Here is a 6,784-nt window from a genome sequence, read left to right as displayed (position 1 = left end):
ACGGGATCACCGGGAGTAACGGGTGCGACTGGTTTAACAGGGGCAACGGGTCCAACTGGAGTTATTGGACCAATAACAACAACTAATTTATTATTTTACACTTTTTCAGATGGAGAAAAACTTATATATACAGATTCAGATGGGATAGCTCAATATGGTACAACACACATATTACCTCCTGATGAGGTTTCCTATATTAATTTGTTTATTAATGGAATACTTCAACCGCAACCATTATATCAGGTTAGTAATGGTCAGCTAACTTTATTGGATAATCAACCACCAACGCAAGGTTCTTCAATTATTTTGCAATTCATCATTATTAATTAAAAAAGACAGATTCTTAAATAAAAAGAATCTGTCTTTTTGTTCTACATTAAAGTAGTTAAACTAAGTGACGATAAATTCGATTGTAATTGGAATTCCGCCGTCTAATGCATCTCCGCCAGGAATTGTAATAGCACCAGTAGGTCCAGTAGTAATACTGGAGTTCACACTAGGTTGAAGAATGCCGTTTACATAAAAGTTGTAATACGTAAAAGTCGGAAAAGCAGTTGCAGTAGTACCAGCATCGTTTAAACACGCTGTAGCAGCAATTGCAAAAGCTGCACCTGTTCCTGTTCCAGCTCCTAGTGTAGATGTAAATCTTCTAGATGCCATAAATGGTTGGATGATTGGCAATTAATTCGCACCTCCTAAATTATTTTTTGAACGAAGTATAGAATAACTTGTCCGATATATTGTATGAGAGTTTTCTATAATAGAAACGGCTTCTTAATTATTGAGAGAACATAATTTTAGTAAAGATATTGTTACTTATCTGAAAAGATGGTGTTGTTACTTATTGGTTATATGCAAATGTTTAGTTTTAATATTTAAATTAAAATGTGCTTTTGGACCTAAGAGATAAACGTGGAAAATTAAAATAAACTCTTAAGTTTAGGTGTTTAATCTAAGCAGTCAATTATTAAAAACATATAATTAATATGTGAGTCATGAACATAATTAAATTACGTTTTCAAGTTTGATTATAATTCATGTTTCCTATTTTAAGAGAAACATATAACTTAACTATTTTTTTCAATCGCATCTTTTATAGTACTTAGAATAGGAAAACACTCAACTATAAGAAAAGTAAGGAGGAAATAAATGAAACATAATGATTGTTTTGATCATAATAACTGCAATCCGATTGTTTTTTCAGCAGATTGTTGTAAAAATCCACAGTCAGTTCCTATTACTAGGGAACAATTAAGTCAATTAATTACTTTACTAAACTCATTAGTATCAGCTATTTCAGCATTTTTTGCAAATCCAAGTAATGCAAACAGATTAGTGTTACTCGATTTATTTAATCAATTTTTAATTTTCTTAAATTCCTTATTACCTTCTCCAGAAGTTAATTTTTTGAAACAATTAACTCAAAGTATTATAGTTTTATTACAATCTCCAGCACCTAATTTAGGACAATTGTCAACATTATTGCAACAATTTTATAGTGCACTTGCACAATTCTTCTTCGCTTTAGATCTTATCCCTGTATCCTGCGACTCAAATGTCGATCCTGCAACTTTACAAGTTCTTTTTAATTTATTAATTCAATTAATCAATGCTACTCCAGGGGCGACAGGTCCAACAGGCCCAACAGGTCCAACAGGTCCTGGAGGTGGAGTAACAGGCCCAACAGGTCCAACAGGTCCTGGAGGTGGCGCGACAGGTCCAACAGGAGAAACAGGTCCAACAGGTCCAACAGGCCTAACAGGTCCAACAGGTCCAACAGGTCCAACAGGTCCAACAGGTCCAACAGGCCTAACAGGTCCAACAGGTCCAACAGGAGCAACAGGGCCACAACAGGCCCCACAGGAGAAACAGGTCCAACAGGTCCAACAGGTCCAACAGGTCCCTAACAGGTCCAACAGGTCCAACAGGAGAAACAGGTCCAACAGGTCTAACAGGTCCAACAGGCCTAACAGGAGCAACGGGAGCTGGAGCAGTTATTCCGTTTGCATCAGGTGGACCAGTAGCATTAGCAACTGTTTTAGGTGGATTAGCAAACACAGGAGCACTTCTTGGATTTGGAAGTTCATTCTTCCCTGTAATTGTCCCACCTGGTGGTCCAATTACTATAGGTCCTGTACCTCCAGTATTTGATTTTGCATTTGTAGCCCCTCGCGCAGGTACAATTACTTCGTTAGCAGGGTTCTTTAGTGTAACTGTAGCGGTTGCTTTAGCATTAGGAAGCATACAAATTCAAATGCAATTGTACAGCGCGCCAGCAGCAAGTAATACTTTCACTCCAGTAGGTACACCGTTACTATTAACACCAGCATTTAGTGGTCTTATTGCTATCGGTAATACTTCAAGTGGTATTAGCGCACAAGCCATTGCGGTCGCTCCACAAGATAAGATATTACTTGTTGTTTCATCAACTACACCTGGTTTTGATATAGCTACTGCTATTACAGGCTTCGCAAGTGCAGGTATAACATTCGTATAATCACTTGTAAGTTTTGTAGTTGAAAATTTTGATATAAGAAAAGAGATTGTCAAAAAAGTATCCTCAGATTAACTTTTGAAGACAGTCTCTTTTCTTTAATTGTTTTTATACTTTATGTCTGGTGAAAATGATTAAATATACTATGAGAATGTAGTGTAATTGTGTTAAGTTAAATGATCACTGCTAGTAAATTACATAATAATAGACGTAAAAAAATAGAGGTTTATAGCCGATTGTGGATTACGAACTAATTTCATACACATATAAAGGTATATATCTAAAATATTTAAAGTTTTAGCCTTATATATGTAAGGATTGAGACGTGGGAGGATTATATTTGGAACAATTATTATTTTTCAAGCATATAGAGGAGAAAGAAATCCGCCCTTTCGTGATAGAAGAGTTGCGGAAATACAGAGTGTTACGTATTAGATTCCAAAATCAGCAAGAAAGAACGGAATTGGGAGCAGAATTGTTGTTTTCTGAGTTAAAGCAAGTAATGGTGAGAAGCCATTTGTTGAGTTTGCAAGGGAAATTAAACTTAAAACCATCTCAAATCAGAAAGTGGAAGTCACAAGATAAATGGGACGAACTATTTAATTAAGTAAAGTTTAGATATACAAGATAGAATAAAGATACATTAAATGATTATCAAAGGAAGTTTAGAATCTAATTCCTTTATTTTTTTATTACTTATTTAATTAGCTTTAAACAGGAAGTGTCAAATTCATTTATATAAGATGCAAAAAATATTGCTATATCTAAGGTTAAACCAAATAGGTGAATTTAACACAATCTAGTTTATAGCTAATTCATTTTTAGGAGTTTTAGATATTAAATACTGAAATAAGTCATGATAATAGCTAGAAAATGAAGTGTTTTTAATTACATGTTTAATACTTAATGCATTTAGATATATTGTATACTAAATATATAAAAAGAGGGTGATGTCTTGATAAAAAGATTAATAAAATTTATAACCAGTTTTGAACTTATCGTTTACAGTACAAGGCGCACCTCTATTATTAACACCAGCATTTGCCGCAGTAGCGATTGGTTCTACAGCATCAGGGATTATAGCTGAAGCTATTCCAGTAACAGCAAGGGATAAAATACTACTATATGTTTCGTTAACAGCAGCAAGTCCAATAGCTACAGTAGCTGGATTTGTAAGTGCAGGTATTAATATCGTCTAACTTGTTACAATGTCTGTTTGAAATTTGAACTGGCATGTGTATATAGCCCTTCCTAATTTTATTAGGAAGGGCTATATTTTATGGGAAGATAGGTGATAAATTAATTGAGAAATTACTTTTTGTTAAGTTGGTATATAAGAAAAATCAAAATGCATGATTTATACTTTATTATTTATGGAATAAGTTATATGCTTTGAAAAATTACCTATAAATAAAAAAGATGAATTCTATTAAAAACAGAATTCATCCATAAAATAAACTTGTATACAAGAAAGTAAATTATTTATCGTGAACGTTGAAATGTTATAGTTCAAATTAGTAATAAACTATTTGTTTTTATTACAGTTACATCCTTTTTTCTTTACATAGCCTTGCTCAGCTAAGTCTCTTTGCGATTGGGAATTGGAAGATTGAGAATTCGAAGACTGAGAGGATGCTGATGAACTACTATTTTTATTATTAGAGTAGTTTTTTCGATAGTTATAATTACTCATAGTACTATCACCTCCAATTAAATATATAAATATTATATGTATGTACTCTATTAATTGTTACGATAAAAAATAGGAATGGAGGATATACAATAAAAAATCTCCTACGTATTTTCCGAGGAGATAAATAATTGTCTTTTAATGATATAAATTAATATCCCCAGTAAAGAGGGAAATAATATGAATCTTGGTAATATAAATTTTGTTGTGGATTAGGAGGTTGAGTTGGTGTGTTTATCATTCCTCGATTTTGATTACAGTTTGCTGGAGGACCAATTACTGTAGTGGATTGAATAGGGGATATCGCTTGTTTCCATTGTTGTTCATCGAGACAGTAAGTATGAGCCATCATATTAGCGGGGGTTAACCTTAAAATATCAGAACCAAAAATAACTTCTGGGGTTGGGGCATCGAAAATAGCTAATAAATGAGTACCATCTGCTGTAGCAATTTCATAATGCCACCACGCTTGTGGAATGTTGGCAACTTGCCCTGGTTTTATCGGTAAGTTTAATATTTGGTTTGTAAAAGGATTAAGTAAAGTAACAACAGCAGATCCTGAAATACAGTAAACAAGTTCAGCTGCATTTTGATGAATATGTGGCTCTACAACATTTCCTGTACTTAAATAGATATCTAATAAAGAAGTATTTTCTAAAGTATTTAATTGTTTTATGCCAAGTACGTTTATATAATTTTGGGCATCTTTCTTAAAAAAATTACTTTTATTTAAATCATGGGTGAAATTAGTTGAGGGGGAAGTGTAGTCGATATTAGAAGTCATTTGTATTACCCGCCTTTCTTATATTTTCATGCAATTTGAATTTAGGATATGAGTCTAGTTATTGAAATGTGAAAGCGTTGCTGCTCTTCGTTTGTAAAGTGATAAAAATGTTCGTTTGAATGCACTATAATTACAAGAGTTTCATTGCGAAAAAAGGCGCTATTAATTACAATTAATGTAAAAGATAGCGCTTTTTTAATTTGGAGTACAAGGGGAGTGCAGAAAATGAACCATACTATTTTAAAAGAGTTGGAAGTTGAATTAAAAAATTACTTTCAACCGTTTTTGAATGCACCTGCAACAATAGAAGAAATTCAATATGCCGAAAGTGAAATGGGAATTGCGTTTCCAGATGAATTACGTAATCTTTATCTTGCACATAACGGTGAGGATAAATCAGGACCAGGGTTGTTTTTTGGTTTGCCATTTCTCTCGTTAGATGAAGTTTTGGATGAGTGGAGAGTATGGAAAAGTATTGAAGATGATGCGTTTTTTAATTTTGATGCATTTTCAATACCAACAGAATATATTAAGGAAAGATATGTGAATCACAATTGGATACCTATTAGTAAAGATTATGGCGGTAACAATTTAGGAATAGATGTTGATCCGGATGAAAAGGGGAAAGTGGGACAAGTTATTAATTTTGGACGAGATGAAGAAGTGAAATATGTAATTGCAAATAGAATTTCAGATTTGTTACTATTTATTTTACAAACGCTAAAAAATAAAAATTTCACCATTCATCAAGAGGAAGATTATTTATATTGGAGTTATGGTGCTAATGATAATATACATTTTTTAGACGCTTTATTTAATATTGAATTACCTGTTTTACAGCCCCAATTTATATTTCAATCTGAAAATAACGTTAATGATTGGTATGATAGTTTAGATGAGAATTGGAGATATATAGTGGGTGCATCTGAACGAGCAGACAGGTTTATTAGAGAGAAGAGATTATATTTAGGTGGAAAAGGGTTAGTAGATATTAGTCCATTACAGATGTGTACGGAAGTGAGAGAACTAATTTTATCCGGAAATGAAATTCGAGATTTAGCAGGATTAGAACGAATGAATTCTTTAAAGAAGTTATATTTAGTTAATAATCCGGTTCAAGATTTAACGCCAATCATACATCTAAAACACTTACAAGAAATGAATATAAAGAATACGGAGATAAATAATTTATCGGAACTTGTAGAAATGTCATCATTAAAAAAATTAAATATTACACATACTAGTATTCAAGATTTTTCGTTGCTACCGCAGTTTCAAAAATTAGAATCGCTTTCTGTACATATTTCAAATCATGAGCAGCTCTACGCGATTTCGAAAGTAGATAATTTAAAGCATTTATATATTTTAGGTTTAGAGAATGTTAGTGAATTGGATTTACTTGTTTTGCAAAATTTAAATAAGTTAATCACAATTGAATTTGAAAATAGCGACATCGCTAATTTATATTGCTTTCGACACAATGCGTCAATTCAAAATATAAAGTTGACAGATACAAAGGTAAAAGATGTATCGGCATTAGGTAAAATGAAAGGACTAAAGGAATTAGAATTAGATGGCGCAACAATTGATAACCTTGAAACGATTTGTTGTTCTCGATCATTAGAAATATTTACAGGATCGTTTGAACAATTTTTTATGTTAAAAGACTCATTTGATAGGAAAATAGATTTTTCAAAAGTAATAGGAGGGATGAGTGAAGAAGAAAGTGAAATTTGGCACCAGCATGTAATAGATTAGAAAATAAATTATGTATCACTGAATGTCACATCCCTCGTTAATCGTTCGTCTTGTATGT

4 protein-coding genes and 4 pseudogenes are annotated in these 6,784 nt (G+C 32.6%); 6 read left to right on the top strand and 2 right to left on the bottom strand.

Annotation, left to right across the window (positions count from 1 at the left end):
* A partial coding sequence (locus tag DN392_RS17255; RefSeq protein ID WP_098149477.1) for a DUF4183 domain-containing protein occupies window positions 1-330 on the top strand: 330 nt, incomplete at its 5' end.
* A gap of 60 nt (window positions 331-390) precedes the next feature.
* On the opposite strand, the gene DN392_RS17250 is transcribed toward DN392_RS17255, so the two are convergent.
* On the bottom strand, window positions 391-681 hold the full coding sequence (locus DN392_RS17250) for a DUF4183 domain-containing protein (protein ID WP_001121646.1): 291 nt from the start codon (window positions 679-681) through the stop codon (window positions 391-393).
* Window positions 682-1,149: 468 nt separating this feature from the next.
* Between DN392_RS17250 and exsJ the strand changes: the two are divergent.
* The 4 pseudogenes from exsJ to DN392_RS17230 form a co-directional block, all read left to right on the top strand.
* Window positions 1,150-1,563: pseudogene (gene exsJ / locus DN392_RS31090) on the top strand (exosporium protein ExsJ); the annotation flags it as partial.
* A gap of 33 nt (window positions 1,564-1,596) precedes the next feature.
* Window positions 1,597-2,497: pseudogene (locus DN392_RS31380) on the top strand (exosporium glycoprotein BclB-related protein).
* A 489-nt stretch (window positions 2,498-2,986) separates the two neighbouring features.
* Window positions 2,987-3,098: pseudogene (locus DN392_RS17235) on the top strand (phage terminase small subunit-related protein); the annotation flags it as partial.
* 394 nt (window positions 3,099-3,492) lie between these two features.
* Window positions 3,493-3,693, top strand: a pseudogene (locus DN392_RS17230) (exosporium glycoprotein BclB-related protein); the annotation flags it as partial.
* Window positions 3,694-4,335: 642 nt separating this feature from the next.
* Here the strand turns inward: DN392_RS17230 and DN392_RS17225 are convergent.
* The gene (locus DN392_RS17225; protein WP_000203234.1) at window positions 4,336-4,968 is read right to left on the bottom strand and encodes a cupin domain-containing protein; all 633 of its coding nucleotides are present in this window, start codon (window positions 4,966-4,968) and stop codon (window positions 4,336-4,338) included.
* Window positions 4,969-5,193: 225 nt separating this feature from the next.
* On the opposite strand from DN392_RS17225, the gene DN392_RS17220 reads away from it, so the two are divergent.
* Window positions 5,194-6,726: an SMI1/KNR4 family protein gene (locus tag DN392_RS17220; RefSeq protein WP_001016922.1), complete on the top strand. Its 1,533-nt coding sequence runs from the start codon at window positions 5,194-5,196 to the stop codon at window positions 6,724-6,726.
* The last annotated feature ends 58 nt before the right edge of the window (window positions 6,727-6,784 follow it).

Source organism: Bacillus sp. BB51/4 (assembly GCF_008368845.1).
GTDB classification, from domain to species: domain Bacteria; phylum Bacillota; class Bacilli; order Bacillales; family Bacillaceae_G; genus Bacillus_A; species Bacillus_A wiedmannii.
This window is presented reverse-complemented; position numbering and strand designations above follow the sequence as displayed.